12 protein-coding genes are annotated in these 15,409 nt (G+C 59.2%); 5 read left to right on the plus strand and 7 right to left on the minus strand.

The genetic code is table 11. The annotated features are described in order from the left end of the window. Positions 1-19: 19 nt before the first annotated feature. Positions 20-1,177: a metallopeptidase domain-containing protein gene (locus tag J5W70_RS06385; protein ID WP_022398171.1), complete on the minus strand. Its 1,158-nt coding sequence runs from the start codon at positions 1,175-1,177 to the stop codon at positions 20-22. A 225-nt stretch (positions 1,178-1,402) separates the two neighbouring features. Between J5W70_RS06385 and J5W70_RS06390 the strand changes: the two genes are divergently transcribed. Beyond that, entirely contained in the window at positions 1,403-3,757 is a 2,355-nt protein-coding gene (locus J5W70_RS06390) for a glycoside hydrolase family 95 protein (RefSeq protein WP_180971658.1), read from the plus strand. Positions 3,758-4,025: 268 nt separating this feature from the next. Here J5W70_RS06390 and J5W70_RS06395 read toward each other — a convergent pair whose 3' ends face one another. From J5W70_RS06395 to galE, 6 genes are all read right to left on the minus strand, one after another. Next, positions 4,026-5,399: a DUF2851 family protein gene (locus J5W70_RS06395; protein ID WP_022398169.1), complete on the minus strand. Its 1,374-nt coding sequence runs from the start codon at positions 5,397-5,399 to the stop codon at positions 4,026-4,028. Positions 5,400-5,415: 16 nt separating this feature from the next. Further along, positions 5,416-5,943, minus strand: a complete 528-nt coding sequence (locus J5W70_RS06400; protein ID WP_022398168.1) for an STAS domain-containing protein — start codon at positions 5,941-5,943, stop codon at positions 5,416-5,418. Between the two features lie 156 nt (positions 5,944-6,099). Further along, on the minus strand, positions 6,100-7,623 hold the full coding sequence (locus tag J5W70_RS06405) for a prenyltransferase/squalene oxidase repeat-containing protein (protein WP_102730278.1): 1,524 nt from the start codon (positions 7,621-7,623) through the stop codon (positions 6,100-6,102). A 229-nt stretch (positions 7,624-7,852) separates the two neighbouring features. Further along, entirely contained in the window at positions 7,853-9,355 is a 1,503-nt protein-coding gene (locus J5W70_RS06410) for a prenyltransferase/squalene oxidase repeat-containing protein (protein WP_102726523.1), read from the minus strand. A 150-nt stretch (positions 9,356-9,505) separates the two neighbouring features. Continuing rightward, positions 9,506-11,029: a prenyltransferase/squalene oxidase repeat-containing protein gene (locus tag J5W70_RS06415; protein WP_102730277.1), complete on the minus strand. Its 1,524-nt coding sequence runs from the start codon at positions 11,027-11,029 to the stop codon at positions 9,506-9,508. Positions 11,030-11,415: 386 nt separating this feature from the next. Then, the gene (galE, locus tag J5W70_RS06420) at positions 11,416-12,405 is read right to left on the minus strand and encodes a UDP-glucose 4-epimerase GalE (protein WP_102721324.1); all 990 of its coding nucleotides are present in this window, start codon (positions 12,403-12,405) and stop codon (positions 11,416-11,418) included. A gap of 359 nt (positions 12,406-12,764) precedes the next feature. On the opposite strand from galE, the gene rsmA reads away from it, so the two are divergent. From rsmA to J5W70_RS06440, 4 genes are all read left to right on the plus strand, one after another. Further along, the gene (gene rsmA / locus J5W70_RS06425; RefSeq protein ID WP_022398163.1) at positions 12,765-14,117 is read left to right on the plus strand and encodes a 16S rRNA (adenine(1518)-N(6)/adenine(1519)-N(6))-dimethyltransferase RsmA; all 1,353 of its coding nucleotides are present in this window, start codon (positions 12,765-12,767) and stop codon (positions 14,115-14,117) included. Positions 14,118-14,131: 14 nt separating this feature from the next. After that, positions 14,132-14,593, plus strand: coding sequence for a hypothetical protein (locus J5W70_RS06430; protein ID WP_102728674.1), 462 nt, complete (start codon positions 14,132-14,134; stop codon positions 14,591-14,593). A 123-nt stretch (positions 14,594-14,716) separates the two neighbouring features. Continuing rightward, on the plus strand, positions 14,717-14,989 hold the full coding sequence (locus tag J5W70_RS06435) for a TfoX/Sxy family protein (RefSeq protein WP_022398162.1): 273 nt from the start codon (positions 14,717-14,719) through the stop codon (positions 14,987-14,989). Between the two features lie 136 nt (positions 14,990-15,125). After that, positions 15,126-15,389, plus strand: coding sequence for a hypothetical protein (locus tag J5W70_RS06440; protein ID WP_022398161.1), 264 nt, complete (start codon positions 15,126-15,128; stop codon positions 15,387-15,389). Positions 15,390-15,409 lie beyond the last annotated feature (20 nt).

A 15,409-nucleotide genomic window follows, 5' to 3' on the forward strand; every position in this document is an offset into this window, starting at 1 on the left:
CCAAGGGAGGGGAACCGGTTCAGGATTTGGGTTCGTCCCTGTAATCCTGGAGGGCGTCCCAGTGGAACGTGAAATGCTTCTGCATGTGCAGCCCGTTGGCGAGGATGAACATGAGGGAAATGCGGAATTCGTTGTTGGTCAGCCCGTCCAGTTCCTTCTTGTCAATCTTCATGGAAAACTTGCCGCTCTTTTTCCCCAGGCGCTGGGAGAAGGAAACGGCGTCATAGTCCTGGTTGACCGCATAGGGCGGGTCCTGGACGTAGACGTTCAGCGCCTTGACGGTCTGGGGGCTCTTGTAGCTTCCGGAGATGAGAATCTGGTCTCCCTTGAAGGAAATGGCCGTGTCCTTGATTTCCACTTCCGGCCTGCCTTCATAGAATTTCTGTGCCGGAGTGACGGAGAACACTTCACAGGCGTCCAGCAGGGCGCAGCTGGCGGGGGTCAGGAAGGTGGGACTGGTGCCGAACGTGTAGTTTCCCGCGCCCATCAGGGCCGTGCCGTACTTTTTGCCGTCCGAGGCGGTCTGGTGGTTATGGGGCAGGTTGAGGCCGTGGCCCAGCTCGTGGGCCAGGCCGCCGTACCATTTGGTCAGCAGCTGCCCTTCCCTGGTTTTCTGGCCCAGGTGCTTGATGTCAAAGGCCGGATAATCCAGGGCAAAGCAATTGCGGCCCATGCCGTAGAAGGGAACGCCGCCGGGATTGTCGGGGCCGTTCTTTTCATCGTTCCAGGTAGGCATGATGACCAGGGTGTGCTGGCTTTTTTTCCTGTCCGGATTGGCCTTGAAAAATTCTTCAAGCTCCTGCGCGGCCTTCCAGCCGCCGCCGTTTTCATACGGATAGTGCGCCGCCGGGTTCTTGGCCTTGTATTCAATGATGTTCACGCGGCCGGGGGATTTGATGTCCAGGCCGAAGGAGCGCGCGCCGTAGCCGTGCCGCTGCATTTCCCTGCCGTAAAACTGCTGGAGGTAAAGCAGCAGTTCGCTGAGGCGCCGTTCGTAATCCGGAACGGGTTCCGTGTCACTGCCCAGAAAGTAAACGACGTTGAGCTGCTGGGCCGTTTTTTTCAGGGCAATCCGGTCTTTCAGAACGTCCGGAACGGTGACCCCGGCAAAAGATATTCCGGAAGCCGTCCCGAGAAGGGCGAAGGAAAAAAATGCGGAGAGAAGTCGTTTAAACATGCTTGCCTACGGTAGGCGTGCGCCCCTCAAAGACAAGGAAATTTACTGTCCGCGCTACCATTTGCGGAACAGGCGCCGGGTCAGGAGGAAGAACGGCGGAAAGGGGTGCGTCATGCCGTGAGGGTAAGTTGAAAAGGCTGAAAGATAGAGATTGCGGCGGCAGTAAATATATGACATCCTCATTAAAGCATGCATCTCCAATCTCTATTTCTATCTGCCGTTGCGGTGAGCTCCGTTTCTCTGGGTTGGGGGGCCCTGGACAAGCCTTCCGCCTCCAACCTGATCTGGTCTGATGAACCGGCCGTAGTTGTTTATCCGCAGGAGGACAAGAACCCCGACGGTAATTTCGGCAAATACAAGAAGCCTTCCGCCGTTTGGGAAGCGGAAGGGTATCCCATCGGCAACGGACGCGTGGGGGCCATGATTTTCAGCGCGCCCAACCGCGAGCGGTTCGCCCTGAATGAAATCAGCCTGTGGTCCGGCGGCCCCAATCCCGGCGGTGGGTATGGTTACGGGCTCAATGCCGGGACGAACCAGTTCGGCAACTACCTGCCTTTCGGCGATTTGTTCGTAGACTTTAAAAAGGGGGACCAGCCAGCCTCCGTTTCCGTGGAGGATTTTACGCGCGCCCTGGATTTGCGGGACGGCATCCACAAGGTGAATTACAAGGCGGATGGCGTGACGTATGACCGCGAAGCGTTCGCCAGCACGCCCGCCAATGTGCTGGTGCTGGAGTACAAGGCCAGCAAGCCCGGCCAGTTCAGCGCGGATTTTTCCATCAACAGCCAGCTTGAATCGGCTATTTCCGCCAAGGGCCCCGTCATCACCTGGAAGGGAACCCTGAAAAACGGCATGAATTATGAAGGCCGCGTCCTGATCCGTCCCAAAGGCGGTACGCTTTCCACTGCGGACGATAAGATTTCCGTGAAGAACGCGGATTCCTGCATGGTCGTCATCGCCATGGAGACGGATTACCTGATGGACTATAAGAAGGACTGGAAGGGAGAGGCCCCCGCCAAAAAGCTGGACCGTTATGCGGCCAAGGCGGCCTCTGCGGATTATGCCGCCCTGAAACAGGCGCACATCGCCCAGTACAAGTCCATGTTTGACCGGGTAAAGGTCAACTTCGGCAAGACGGAGGCGGATGTAGCCAAACTGCCTATTCCAAAGCGGCTGGAAGCCTATAAGAAGAATCCGGTTGATCCCGATCTGGAAGAAACCATGTTCCAGTATGGCCGTTACCTGCTCCTGTCCAGCTCCCGGCCCGGCACGCTTCCGGCCAACCTCCAGGGGCTCTGGAATGTTTATCTCAATCCGCCCTGGGCCTGTGACTACCATAACAACATCAACGTGCAGATGGCGTACTGGGGTGCGGAACCCGCCAATCTTTCCGAATGCCATGAGGCGCTGATCAATTACGTGGAAGCGATGGCGCCCGGCTGCCGGGACGTCTCCCAGGCCAACAAGGGTTTCAATACCAAGGACGGCAAGCCCGTGCGCGGCTGGACGGTGCGTACCTCCCAGAACATCTTCGGCGGCAACGGCTGGCAGTGGAACATTCCCGGCGCGGCGTGGTATGCGCTGCATGTCTGGGAACATTACGCGTTCACCGGGGACAGGAAATATCTGGAAAAGCAGGCCTATCCCCTCATGAAGGAAATCTGCCATTTCTGGGAAGACCATTTGAAGGAGCTGGGCGCCAGGGGCGAAGGCTTCAAGACGAACGGCAAGGATCCGAACGAAGAGGAGAAGAAGGACCTGGCTGACGTAAAGGCCGGCACCCTGGTGGCCCCCAACGGCTGGTCTCCCGAGCACGGCCCGCGTGAAGACGGCGTGATGCACGACCAGCAGCTCATCGCGGAACTCTTCACCAACACCATCAAGGCCGCCCGCATCCTGGGCAAGGACGCCTCCTGGGCCAAGAGCCTGGAAGGCAAGCTGAAGAGGCTGGCCGGCAACAAGATAGGCAAGGAAGGGAACCTTCAGGAATGGATGATTGACCGCATCCCCAAGACGGACCACCGCCACACGTCCCACCTCTTTGCCGTTTTCCCCGGCAACCAGATCAGCAAGCTCAAGACGCCCAAGCTGGCGGAAGCCGCCCGCCTCTCCCTGGAATGGCGCGGCACGACCGGAGACAGCCGCCGTTCCTGGACGTGGCCGTGGCGCACCGCCCTGTGGGCCCGCCTGGGCGACGGGAACAAGGCTCATGAAATGGTGCAGGGACTTCTGAAATTCAACACCCTGCCGAACATGCTGACCACACACCCGCCCATGCAGATGGACGGCAACTTCGGGATTGTGGGCGGCATTTGTGAAATGCTGGTGCAATCCCATGCCGGCGGCCTGGACATCATGCCCTCCCCTGTGGAGGCGTGGCCTGAAGGCTCCGTGAAGGGACTAAAAGCCCGCGGCAACGTCACGGTGGACTTCTCCTGGAAGAACGGCAAGGTGAGCAACGTGAAGCTGTATTCCGACCAGCCCAAGGTGCTGCCCGTGCGCGTCAACGGAAAGATGACCCGCATGAAAACCCTGCCGCTGAAACCCGGTGCGGAAGCTCCGCAGGCTGCTGCCAGGTAAAAGGAGGCGATTCCGTACCCGGTTTCAACTCCGGCAGGAAAATGACCATGGCTTCCAGCTCCCTCTTTATGGGGGCTGGAAGTTTTTTATTTTTCCGGCTTCACTGCGGGAAGAAACCGGCGTTTGGTTCAAAAAAGAGCGGAAAGGCACGGAAATGAGTACTGCCCGGAGAAAGGATTTTTTCTCTTAACGGAAAGACGGCGGGAGACATTCCGGGGAATATCCGGAGAAATTGGCGTGCCTGCTTATGGAAAGAGGCGCAAGACGCTCATTTCTTTCCCATGCGCCCGATCAGCGAGCAGACGGTGCAGGAATGGAGGGAGCACAGGTCCTCGTGAATTTGAAGCAGGGCCTGGTGGTGCCACGCCTTCGCAAGAAAGGCTTTCGCGTCCGGCCTGCCGCCCAGCAGGGATTGGTGGACGGAGAGCACTTTTGTTCCCGCCTGTCCGGCCCGGAGGGAGAGGTAATGCAGCCACGCATGTTCGTCTCCTTTCGCCGGGAAAAGGTGGTTGACGGTAAAGTCCAGAATTCTGTCCCGGCCCATCAGGGCCATGGGGCGGGGGGACGGTGCGGAAGGCAGCGTCACATGGGTGCTCCAGTAGGGGTGCCTGAGGGAGGAAAGATAGTCCGCCAGTTCTTCCGCAGGGCCGGAATGGCAAAGACGCTTGAACGTGGCAAAATCCGCTGCGATGACGGCCAGCGCCCCCGCGCGCCTCTGCGGATGGTTGGCCGGCCTGCTGCCGGAGAACGTCCAGGGGAAGGAGCGCTCCGGCGCCAGTTCAAACTGTTCCCGCAGGGGCCACCATTGGGTCCAGAGTTTTTTATGATGAGCCACGGCTTCCGCCGTGCAGGAATCCGGCAGGACGGGGAGCAGGAATCCCGCCGTGCCGAAGAGGAGGGCCTCCGGGCATTCCCGGATGGCGCGCAGGGGGGCGCGCAAAGCCAGGTGCAGCATGGCGTCCTTGTTGGCATGGTAGCCCAGCGTTTCCGCCAGGCTTTCAAAAAGGGTTTGCTCTTCTCCTGCGTATTTGGCGCGTTCCGCATGGCGGCGGTGCTTGTTCCGGAACCGGTAGGCCGCTGCCGACTCAAGGAGGGTTTCCAGAAGCTCCGGAGGCATGGAGGTTAACAGGTCGGCGTGGCGGCAGTGGCGCACCGGGGCATTGCCGGAAGGGGCCGTTTTTGCCCGCGCCAGCGCAGCGGGAGGAATGACGGCCAGGGGGATGCGCTTGTGCCTGGCGTTGCGGGTGAACCATTCCCTGCGGCTGGGCGCGCAGGCGAGATGCAGGATGACGCCGCTGAATGCCGGGTTGGAGCCGTGCCCGTGGCGTTCCCAGTCTTCCGGAGCGGGGTCCAGTTCAATGTCTCCCGCCTGCGGAACGCCGTTGATGCGGATCCTGGCGTTTAGAAAATCCGGTCCGGCGGATTTGTTCCAGTCACCGAAGTCCAGAATGCGGACCTCCCTGCCCAGGTCATCCGTAAAGGAGGTTCCAAATGCGCCTTCCAGCAGGAGAAGCTGGAGCGTTCTCTCGTCCGGAAGCCCGGCAGGGAGGGAAAAGTCGGATTCCCTGACGGCGCCTTCCCCTTCCTCCATTGCTGCGGAACGGGCGTCTCCGTACAGGGAGGCCATGGAGCGCATGTCCATGTTGGATGGGGGAAGGTTATTTATCCTTCTGCCGTTCCAGTTCTTCCTTCAGGCAGTCGGTCACGTTGCGGAATTTTTCTTCGTTCTCTTCGCTCAATTCGCTCAGGGTCAGATGGGAGTTGAGAACGTGCAGAGTCTGGTCCTTGGCATCCAGATGAACGGTGGGAGCGTTCTCCGAGCCCAGGCTGGCGCGTATCTGGTCCACTTTCCCCCTCCAGGGGGCTGTAGGCGGTTCAATGCTGAGCAGGGCGTCCAGTCCCAGGCTTTCCAGCGCGCTCAGGCAGCGTTCGCTGGGGGAGGCGATCTGGACGGAGCCGCCGATGGGCAGCAGCCGGCGCGACAGTCCCGCAAGAGTGCCCATGAAGGTGGAGTCAATGCCGGAGCAGGTTTCCAGGTCAATGACGATCAGGCGTCCTCCGGAAGCGATGTAATCATCCCCCAGGGATTTGACGGTCGGGCTGTTGGCGAAACTTCCGCGTCCGGAGCACCGGATCCAAAGAAATTCGTCAAAAAGGCCGAAAAGGATGGAAGAATTGTTATTCACGTCGTTGGAAAATGGAAACCGTATGAATAACAAGAGAAGACGCCGCGGTCAAGTCAGGATTTAACATGCGCGCCGCCGGAAGAAGGCGTATCCCCCGTGTGCGGGGCCTGCCTCCGGCGGCTCTCTTCCCGTTGTGTGGAGGGAGCGCCGTGCGGTTCAGAAATTCCTGGCGCCTTCCCCCGTGCCGGGGAGGAAGCGGTAATACACCTCCAGCATCAGCGTAGCCAGGCACTGGCGGTAAATTCTATCGTTGGCATGCCGGTTCTGGCTGGTCTGCACCACTCCGCCGGGACCTCCGAAGCCGTTGGGCATAAAGCTCCCGTCGGAGGCCTGGGCGCCGAGGGTGGAATCACGGAAGGCCCTGTTGTAAGCCTTCCAGACGTCACCGCCGCGGTTCATGGCCGCCTGCACCCCGTAGTAATGCTGGTAGAGATTGGAGGAAGTGTTGTTGGCCTTCCAGTTGAACGGCTGGTTGGTATTCTTGAGCATCCAGTCCAGCCCCTTGCGTGCCGTGCTGTCCGAGCCGCTGCCGCACATTTGCAGGGAAAGCACGCCCACGCCCACCAGGGAGGCCCGTGGTTCCCGGCCGTTTTCCTGGTAGGAAAAGAGGCCGTCCGGAAGGGCGGTTTTGCGGCAGTACATGGCCGCCTTCCGCAGGGCCGCGCGTATCTCTCCCCTGGAAGGTTTGATGCCGCCGTGTTCGGCTGCCTTCAGGGCCTGCACGTTCCAGCCGGTGACGGAAAGGTCCGTGTGGGCTCCGGGCTGGGTGTTGTAATTGTAGGCCCAGCCGCCGTTGGCATTCTGCCCCTTCATAATCTGGTCCACGGCCTTGGTGACGACTTGCTCCAGGTTGGCGATGGAGGGAATGTCCATTTGCTTGCAGAAGGTGTAGGCCTCGCACAGGGCATAGGTGGCGATGGCGTGGTCATAGCTGACCTCGTTCATTTGCGGCACCAGGGAGATGACGGGGGATTTCATTCCCTGGTCCACCAGGAAGGAGATGCCCTTCAGGACAGTATCGCCGAAGTCCTCGGAAAGAGGTGTTTCGCAGTGGGCCAGATAGGAGAGCAGGGAGAGCCCGGTCATGGCGCACTTGTAATTCTGGGGGCCGTCCCCCCAGGAGCCGTCCCTGTTCTGCTGCTTCTGGAGCCACTTGAGGGATTTGACCACGGCTTCCTCGCACTGCGGGGTGCCTCCGTTTTCCGTGATGCGCTTCATGCGGTCGTTCAGGTCGCAGCGCTTGGAAAGGACGTCTGTATCCGGTTTGTCCCATCCCGGGCCTTCTCCGTCGTCGAACGCGATTCCGTCTCCGATTTCAATACCTGTGAAAAACTCTTCCGTGGGAGCATCCTGTTCCAAATCCGGAATGGGCACGGCAATATGCAGGGGGGTGCTGGAGGCAATGACTTTCACCTGCTGGCCGGCAGGTGAATTGGAAGGGCGTGTGGCTTTCCTGACGAGTTCGGGTGTGTCGGGTTCCTCCGGTCCCTGGTTTTCCAATGGATAGGTAATGATGGAAGGCGGTTCCGGAAGGAACGTGATGATATTTGCCAGGTAGAGCAGGAGGCCCGTCATGGCGACGCCGAGGGCGGAGACGGAGACCGCCGCGGCCAGGTTTTTAACGCGCTGTTGTTTCAGTGCCGCAAGGGCTTCTTCTGTACTTTCAATATGCAGGCTCATGGAAGGAATGGGGTTTGATTAGGATTCCACCATCTCCCCAAGAGTGCGCAGGTACAAGTTTAAAATTTATAATATACTTATATTTAGCATGTTGTTATTAAAATGTTACTTAAGAAGGCTTGGAAATACCCTTGGCGGAAGAAAAGCGGCCTCCCGTTCCGCGCGAGGGATATGAAAAGCCCCCTTTCCCGGGAAGGAAAGAGGGCTGCGAAAAAGCCGGTGAATTTCGTCAGGAATTCTTGGTGCCTTCACCCGTACCGGGCAGGAAGCGGTAATAGGTTTCCAGCATCAGCGTAGCCAGGCACTGGCGGTAGATGTTTTCAGACTTGCCGGTCATGCCGGAAACGTAACCCACATCGTTCTTCCGGAAGCTGCCGTCCGCATTCTGGCCGCTGAGCACGGCGTCCCGGAACGCTTTGTTGTAGGAGGTCCAGACGTCTCCGCCGCGGTTCATGGCCGCCTGCACGCAGTAGTAGTGCATGTAAAGGTTGCTCTTGACGTTTTCCGTGCCGCTGCCCTGGCCCCACTGGAGGGTCTTGACGTTGTTCTTGATCCAGTCCAGCCCCTTGCGGGCGGCGCTGTCAGAACCGTTGCCCGTCATTTGCAGGGAAAGCACGCCCACGCCTACCAGGGAGGAGCGGGGCATGTTGCCGTTTTCCTTGTAGGCGAACTTGCCGTCCGGCATCACATTCTTGCGCACGTAGCTTGAGGCCTTGCGCAGCGTGGAGCGGATATCCCCCTTGGTGGGCTTGATGCCGCCGTGCTCCGCGGCCTTCAGGGCCTGCACGTTCCAGCCGGTGACGGAAAGGTCGATGTCCGGATTGATCTTATTGTTGTAGCTGTAGGCCCAGCCTCCGTTGGGGCACTGGGCGTCAATGATCCTGTCCACGGCCTTGATGACGACTTTTTCCAGATTGGCGATGGAGGGAATGTCCATCTGCTTGCAGAAGGTGTAGGCCTCGCACAGGGCGTAGGTGGCTACGGCGTGGTCATAGCAGATTTCCTTCAAGGCGGGCTGTTCCGAGATGACGGGATTTTTCATTCCCAGGTCTACCAGGAAGGAGATGCCCTTCAGGACGTTTTCCCCGAATTCCTCGGAAAGGGGGGTCTCGCAGTGGGCCAGGTAGGCCAGCAGGGAGATGCCGGTCATGGAGGCGCGGAACTGGCCTTCACCCCAGGAGCCGTTGCCGTTCTGCTGTTTTTTAAGCCAGCGGAGGGACTTGACCACGGCTTCCTCGCACTGCGGGGTGCCGCCGTTTTCCGCGATGCGCTTCATGCGGTCGTTCAAGTCGCAGCGCTTGGAAAGAATGCCGGGAATGCCGCCCCCGTCCCCGTCGCCCGTGCCGGTCCCGAAGCCGTCGCCGATGTCGATGCCCATGGAAAGCTCTTCCGAGGGGACGTCCACTTCAATGTCCGGGTTGACCACCGCGACGTCCGCCGTGGCTACGGCGGCAATCACTTTCACCTGCGCGGCAGTGGAGGAGCTGCTGGGGCGCTGGGTGGTCTGGGTGACTTCCGGGGTGTCGATATCCGGATTGTCGCCTTCCTGGGTGGCGTAGGCCACCATGGGGGGATCTTCCGGAATGGCGACGATGATATGCACCAAATAAAGGAGAAGGCCCATGAGGGCGACGCCGAGGAAGGAGACGGAAATGGCGGCGGTCAGCGTCTTGACGCGCTGTTTCTTCAATTCCGCAAGGGCGTCTTCGGTACTTTCAATGTGGAGACTCATAGAGGGACGTGTCTGGTTGGTGCAACGGCAAAAGCTCCCGCATCCTTGAAAAATGGGGAGAATTGCCCGGTTGCAGGTAGATGCTGCTGGCCTGCCTGTTTACGAGGCTGGCAGCATACTAAAACCAGACGCGCCGGTCTGTCAATCAGATTAGGAATTCTTGGTGCCTTCTCCCGTCCCGGGGAGAAAGCGGTAATACACCTCCAGCATCAGCGTGGCGAGGCACTGGCGGTAAATCTTGTCGTTGATGCTGCCCCCGTTGGTGTTCACGAGGCCCCCCGGCCCGGGGAAGCCGTTCGGGGCAAAGCTCCCGTCGGAGGCCTGGGCGCCGAGGGTGGAGTCACGGAAGGCCCTGTTGTAAGCCTTCCAGACGTCGCCGCCGCGGTTCATGGCCGCCTGCACCCCGTAGTAATGCTGGTAGAGGTTGGAGGAAGTGTTGTTGGCCTTCCAGTTGAACGGCTGGTTGGTATTCTTGAGCATCCAGTCCAGCCCCTTGCGCGCCGTGCTGTCCGAGCCGTTGCCGCACATTTGCAGGGAAAGCACGCCCACGCCCACCAGGGAGGGGCGGGCCGTAGCGTCTTCCCGGCCTTCCTGCATATAGGTGAAGAGGCCGTCGGGCTTGCCGCACTTGCGGCAATAGGAGGCCGCCTTGCGCAGGGCCGTGCGTATTTCCCCCTTGGTGGGGCGGATGCCGCCGTGCTCCGCGGCCTTCAGGGCCTGCACGTTCCAGCCGGTGACGGAAAGGTCCGTGTGGGCGCCTGCCTTCGTGTTGTAATTGTAGGCCCAGCCGCCATCGACGTTCTGGTTGTCCAGAATCTTGTCCACGGCCTTGATGACGACTTTTTCCAGGTTGGCGATGGAGGGAATGTCCATCTGCTTGCAGAAGGTGTAGGCCTCGCACAGGGCGTAGGTGGCTACGGCGTGGTCATAGCTGACCTCGTTTCTCTGGGGCACCAGGGAAATGACGGGATTCTTCACGCCCTGGTCCACGAGGAAGGAGATGCCCTTCAGGACGGTCTCCCCGAAGTCTTCCGAAAGAGGGGTCTCGCAGTGGGCCAGGTAGGAGAGCAGGGCCAGGCCCGTCATGGCGCACTTGTAATTCTGGGGAGTCCCGCCCCAGGAGCCGTCCTTGTTCTGCTGCTTCTGGAGCCACTTGAGGGATTTGACCACGGCTTCCTCGCACTGGGGAGTGCCCCCGTTTTCCGTGATGCGCTTCATGCGGTCGTTCAGGTCGCAGCGCTTGGAGATGATGCCGGGAATGCCGCCCCCGTCCCCGTCGCCCGTGCCGGTCCCGAAGCCGTCGCCGATGTCGATGCCCATGGAAAGCTCTTCCGAGGGGACGTCCACTTCAATGTCCGGGTTGACCACCGCGACGTCCGCCGTGGCTACGGCGGCAATCACTTTCACCTGCGCGGCAGTGGAGGAGCTGCTGGGGCGCTGGGTGGTCTGGGTGACTTCCGGGGTGTCGATATCCGGATTGTCGCCTTCCTGGGTGGCGTAGGCCACCATGGGGGGATCTTCCGGAATGGCGACGATGATATGCACCAAATAAAGGAGAAGGCCCATGAGGGCGACGCCGAGGAAGGAGACGGAAATGGCGGCGGTCAGCGTCTTGACGCGCTGTTTCTTCAATTCCGCAAGGGCGTCTTCGGTACTTTCAATGTGCAGACTCATGCAGTAAGGGAGGTTCCTGAGAATAATATAACGTTTTTTCCGTTGGGGCGAGTGCAAAGATGTTAATATTCCTCTGGTCTGCATGATGACCAGATATGAATAAAACGGTGTTTTATGGTGAGCGGTTTACGAGTTTTATGGGAGTCGTCCGGGCTGGGGAGGAGCGTTTCCTGGTTTTGTTTGCGGGCCGGAGCATGGGCTGTCCCGGGTGCGGATGAAGAAGGCTGGGGAATACGGAAGGAATGTCCCGCATGTTCAGGCGCGTGTTTTCCCTGCACAGGCTGACCATGGAAAAAGCCGGATGCCGTTCGTTTTGCGAAAAAAGCCCTGCCATGGGCTGCATGGCAGGGCGGAAAGGGAATGATCCTTTAAGGCAGGAAAGGGAATCAATAGTGGCCGTGGCGCGGACCGGTCATCCACTTCCAGGCTGTTTCCACGATGGCTCCGGCGTCCTTGCACCGGGCTTCCCAGCCGAGGATTTCCCTGGCCTTCTTGGGATTGGCAATCAGGCGGGGCGGGTCTCCTTCGCGGCGCGGACCGTAGCGGACGGGGATTTTCCTGCCGGTGACTTTTTCAGCCGTTTCCAGGATTTCCCGGACGGAAAGCCCCAGGCCGGTTCCCAGATTGAAGCATTCCGTGGAGCCACCCTTCATCAGGTAGTCCACCGCTCTCAGGTGGGCGTCCGCCAAGTCGTTGACGTGGATGTAGTCGCGGATGCAGGTGCCGTCCGGCGTATCGTAATCCGTGCCGAAGACTTCGATGTATTCCTTTTCCCCGGTCAGCGTGAGCAGGATGTTGGGGATGAGGTGGGTTTCCGGGTCGTGGTCTTCACCGATCAGGCCGTCCTCGCTGCAGCCGGAGGCATTGAAATAGCGCAGGAAAACGCTTTTGAGGCCCCAGGCGCGGTCGCAATCCTTGCAGACTTTTTCCAGCATGTACTTGGAGCTGCCGTAAGGATTGATGGGATCCTGCTTTTCCGTTTCCGGGATCGGAATCTGGGTGGGGACGCCGTACGTGGCGCAGGTGGAGGAGAAGACGAAGCGCTTGACGCCGGCGGCCTGCATGGCTCCCAGGAGGACGAGGGGACGGGCGATGTTGTTCATGTAGTACTTGAGGGGGTCCTGGACGGACTCGCCTACGTTGATGAAGGCGGCAAAGTGAATCACGGCGTCAAAGCCGCCCTTCATCAGGAGGGGATACACGACGGAGGCGTCTCCCAGGTCGCCCTTGACCAGTTTCACCTCCGGGTCCACGAGGGCTCCGATGTGGCCGTACACCATGTTGTCCAGCACAGTCACGTCAGCGCCGATTTTGACGAGCTGGCGCACCGTGTGGGAACCAATATATCCGGCGCCGCCGGTTACAAGTACTTTCATGATCTTATCAAATTGCTGTTGGGCCGGTTCAACCTTTTCTCCGGCAAGGGTGTCCGTACGCGCCGGAACCTGCGGAAACTTCCGGTTTGCGGCAGGCTGCGTCACTGTTCTGGACACCTGTAAAAGTGACATGTTTTCCCCTTTTTGTCAATTTGTGATACGTCTGCCGCCGCTCATGCGCAGGATGCCGGACGCATGGGGCGGCAACGCTCCCGTTCCGGTGCGCAAGGGGCAAGGCTCCTTTGCATGGTCCGGGCGCTTTCCTCTGGCGGCGTGCGGGCCGCCCTCCGTTTTCATGCCGGAAACTGCCCCGCTTTTTACTGGCTCCTGATGTGCATTTTTGAGAACATCCCCTTATTATGAAACCGTCCGAGATCAGGAATGTTCTGGAAGATCACGAAGTGCGCCCCAGCAAATCCCTGGGACAGAACTTCCTGACGGATGAAAATGTGGCGCGCTGGATTGTGGGCCAGCTTGAAATTCAGCCACAGGACTGCGTGGTGGAAGTAGGGCCCGGAACCGGAGCCCTGACGGAGCACGCCGCCCCTCTTTGCCGCAAATTGATTCTGGTGGAATTCGACTCCCGCCTGGCGGAATACCAGAAAGAGCGCTGGGCCGGAGACCCCCATGTGGAGGTTCACCATGCGGACGGCGCGTCCTGGGACCCGCGGGGATTGTTTGCGGAAGCTCCCGTCAAGTTCCTGGGCAACCTTCCCTATTCCGCGGGAGGCGCCATTCTCCAGAACTTCCTGTCCAGGCCCAGCGCCGTGGAACGGGCCGTGGTGATGCTCCAGAAGGAATTCATCGACCGCATTCTGGCGACTCCGGATGACGACGCCTTCGGGCTGTTGTCCCTGCGCATCCAGAAAAACTGGATTCCCCGCGCCCTGAAAACTATTCCCCCGGAAGCGTTCCATCCCCGGCCCCGGATTGATTCCACCGTGATGCTGCTCACGCCGCGCCCCGTCCGCGACCTGCCCCCGTATGACGACCGGCTGATGGACGAGCTGATGCGCAAGGCTTTCTCCCAGAGGCGCAAGCAGTTGAAAAAACAGCTTCCGGCGTCCCCTCCGTGGGAGGAAGTAGCCGCCTCCCTGGGACTTTCCCCTTCCGCCAGGGCCGAGGAACTGAATTTGGCCCAGTGGGTGGAGCTGGCGCGGGCTTACGACGCCAACCCCCTCAAGGACGTGGCGCAGAGCGGGGACGAATTGTTTGACGTGGTGGACGAACTCAACCAGATGACGGGGCAGGGCACGCGCCGGGAAATCCATGAAGGGAACCTTCTCCACCGCGCCGTGCACATGTTCCTGGTCAACAAGCATGGGGCTGTGCTCCTCCAGAAAAGATCGCTGTGGAAGGACAGGCAGCCGGGCAAGTGGGATTCCTCCGCTGCCGGGCATCTGGATGCCGGGGAAAGCTATGGGGAGGCCGCGGCGCGGGAGCTGAAGGAGGAACTGGGCATCTCCGGCTGCGAGCTGCGGAAAATTGCGGACTTTGACGCAGGTGAAAACAACGGCTGGGAATTCATCGCGCTCTATGAAGGGCGGTACTCCGGGAAAGTTCGTTTTCCCGCGGCGGAAGTGGATAGCGTGCAGTGGTTTACGCCGGAACAAATCCAGGCATGGGTGGAGCGCCGCCCGCAGGACTTCTCCCCCGCGTTCATTCCGTGCTGGAATGCATGGCTGGCCGCGAACAAAAAGGCATCATTCTAACTCAAATACATATCATGATTAACCCTGATCAATTATCTCCGGAGCAGGTCCGGTCCATCCGGGACTGGGCGGAAGAAGGGCTGGATTTAAACGCCATCCAGAAGAGGCTGCATGAAGACCTGGGCATCAAGCTGACATTCATGGATACCAGGTTCCTGCTTCAGGACCTGGATATTCAAATCAGGCAGCCGGAACCGGAACCCCAGGCCGAGCAGCCGGCGGAGCTTTCCGGAGCGGCGGCTCCCCCCGCCTCTCTGCTGGGTAAAACCCAGGTAACCGTGGATGAGATAACGCCTCCCCATGCCCTGATGGCCGGCAAGATTCTGTTCAGGAGCGGAGCCCAGGGCGTGTGGGACATCGACCGCACGGGCCGCATCAACTGGGACGCCACGCTCGGGGAACCCACGGCGGATGACCTGAGGGAATTTGAAACGGAGCTGCAATCCGTCATCCGCAGCCGCATGGGCGCCATGTAGGGAAAACAGCAGGCATCCCTGTGGAAATGGAACGGAGCAGCAACCCGGAACATCAGCCATGTTGCGATAAAAAAACCGGGAGGGAATCGAAAGTGAGATGACGGTAAATAAGCCGCAATAAAAATGAAATTCAAGATAACAAGCGATTTAAGGCAGGCAAAAAACATCGGGGCGGCTATAAAAGAATGCCTTAATGAAATCGGTGTGTTCACCTTGGCTGATCTTGAGAAAATGACTTCCGTTGAGGCATTTAAAAAAATATGCGGTAACTATCCTGACAAGACGGTGCCTGTATGTTATTACCTGTATTCTCTGGAAGGGGCGTTGCTGAACTTGCACTGGAATGACATTCCCTCTGAATTGAAAGAAGAATTAAAGGCAAAAATCGAGGATTGATCATTGGAATCAAATTATTGAAAAAATTAATATTACCTTTACGGAGCCGGCATCCTGGCAGCGCAATTCAGGGGCGGACAGGGGAAAATTCTCCTGAACTTCGTTAGGGTAATCCAAACAGCAGAAGGAAAATCTTATGGAAATACCGGATGAAATGATTGAAACGCTGGTGCCTGCCGTGCGGGAGCAGCTGGAAGCGCCGGACACTGCCTATGTCAAGGCCTGCCTGGAGCGCCTGACAGGCCGGGAAAAACTGGAAGAGCAGGAAGCCCTGGAACTGATGGCGCAGGCCCTTGCCATCACCATTAATGAGATGGTGGTGGGCGGCCGCCCCTTTGATTCGGGAAAGTACAAGGCGCTTTTGAAAGATTTGCCGGCCCTTCCGGATGAGGCTCCGTGATAAATCTCGACAATCTCCGG

Origin of the sequence: Akkermansia massiliensis, from assembly GCF_018847375.1 — a bacterium.
GTDB lineage: Bacteria > Verrucomicrobiota > Verrucomicrobiia > Verrucomicrobiales > Akkermansiaceae > Akkermansia > Akkermansia massiliensis.

What these genes read in the sequence shown, in the direction of transcription:
- J5W70_RS06385 (WP_022398171.1), bottom strand. Translation starts at nt 1,177, where the DNA reads ATGTTTAAACGACTTCTCTCCGCATTTTTTTCCTTCGCCCTTCTCGGG.
- J5W70_RS06395 (WP_022398169.1), bottom strand. Translation starts at nt 5,399, where the DNA reads ATGGACATGCGCTCCATGGCCTCCCTGTACGGAGACGCCCGTTCCGCA.
- J5W70_RS06405 (WP_102730278.1), bottom strand. Translation starts at nt 7,623, where the DNA reads ATGAGCCTGCATATTGAAAGTACAGAAGAAGCCCTTGCGGCACTGAAA.
- J5W70_RS06410 (WP_102726523.1), bottom strand. Translation starts at nt 9,355, where the DNA reads ATGAGTCTCCACATTGAAAGTACCGAAGACGCCCTTGCGGAATTGAAG.
- J5W70_RS06415 (WP_102730277.1), bottom strand. Translation starts at nt 11,029, where the DNA reads ATGAGTCTGCACATTGAAAGTACCGAAGACGCCCTTGCGGAATTGAAG.
- galE (WP_102721324.1), bottom strand. Translation starts at nt 12,405, where the DNA reads ATGAAAGTACTTGTAACCGGCGGCGCCGGATATATTGGTTCCCACACG.
- rsmA (WP_022398163.1), top strand. Translation starts at nt 12,765, where the DNA reads ATGAAACCGTCCGAGATCAGGAATGTTCTGGAAGATCACGAAGTGCGC.
- J5W70_RS06430 (WP_102728674.1), top strand. Translation starts at nt 14,132, where the DNA reads ATGATTAACCCTGATCAATTATCTCCGGAGCAGGTCCGGTCCATCCGG.
- J5W70_RS06435 (WP_022398162.1), top strand. Translation starts at nt 14,717, where the DNA reads ATGAAATTCAAGATAACAAGCGATTTAAGGCAGGCAAAAAACATCGGG.
- J5W70_RS06440 (WP_022398161.1), top strand. Translation starts at nt 15,126, where the DNA reads ATGGAAATACCGGATGAAATGATTGAAACGCTGGTGCCTGCCGTGCGG.